Annotated in this window: 1 protein-coding gene; it reads left to right on the forward strand. The window is 72.3% G+C overall.

What is annotated here, in order from left to right:
• The first annotated feature begins 3 nt into the window (after window positions 1–3).
• Window positions 4–1,152 (forward strand): glycosyltransferase, encoded by a 1,149-nt coding sequence (locus ACH4EB_RS38610; protein WP_398353215.1) that lies wholly within the window; start codon window positions 4–6, stop codon window positions 1,150–1,152.

Genomic DNA, 1,152 nt, shown 5'->3' on the forward strand with positions numbered 1-1,152 from the left:
CAGGTGCGGCGCGACATCTTCTTCGTGTCCAACAGCGTCAACGAGCTGGGCGGGATCACCAGTTGGTCGCACCAGATGGCCGCGCTGTTCGCGGCCCGCGGCCACCGGGTGCACCTGGTGGGCATCACCCCGCCGCCGGCCGGGCGGGCCCGGGCCCTGGCCGCCGACCTGCCCTATGCCACCACCACCCTCTATGACCAGCACCCGCCGCAGGTGCGCCCGGCGCGCACGCTGCGCCAGCGGGCGAACTGGGCCGAGCACCGGCGCCGCGCGGCCCGCGAGGCCGGCATGCACACCCAGGCCGCCCGGCTCAGCGCCCTGTTCGCCGCCGCCCGGCCCGGCGCGGTGATCATCGTCACCCAGGTCTGGGCGATGGAGTGGGTCGCCCTGGCCGACACCGCCGGCCACACCGTGATCGGCATGAGCCACGAATCGTTCGAGACCTGCCGCAAGTCCTCCCGCTTCCAGCGCGTGAAGACCTTCTACCGCGACGTCGACCGGATGCTGACGCTCACCCGCGAGGACGCCGACGCCTGGATCGGCCAGCGCATGGACAACGTCGGCTTCATGCCCAACCCGCTGCCCTTCTACCCCGACCAGCCCTCCCCCCGCCGGCACAAGGTGGTGGCCAGCATCGGGCGCCTGCACGAGGAAAAGGGCGTCGACCTGCTGCTGGAGGCCTGGGCCCACACCGCCGCCCGCCACCGCGACTGGCGCCTGCACATCTACGGCGCCGGCGAGGAAGAACACGCCCTCAAACAGCAGAGCGCCGAACTGGGCCTGACCGCCAGCGTGCAGTGGATGGGCCGCACCAACGATGTGCCCGGCGCCCTGCGCCAGGCCTCGGTGTTCGCCCTCAGCTCCCGCGGCGAGGGCTTCCCGCTGGCCCCCATGGAAGCCATGGCCACCGCCGTGCCCTGCGTCGCCTTCGACGTCGCCCCCGGCGTCCGCGAAATCATCCGCCACGGCGAAGACGGCCTGCTCGCCCCGCCCGGCAACACCACCGAACTCGCCCGCCACCTCGACACCCTCCTCAGCGACCCCGCCCTGCGCAACCGCATGGGCGACGCCGCCCGCACCAACATCCAGCGCTACGCCACCGACACCATCGTCCACCGCTGGGAAAACCTCTTCACCTTCCTCCAACGGTGA

It is taken from the genome of Streptomyces sp. NPDC018045, assembly GCF_044327445.1.
Classification (GTDB): domain Bacteria; phylum Actinomycetota; class Actinomycetes; order Streptomycetales; family Streptomycetaceae; genus Streptomyces.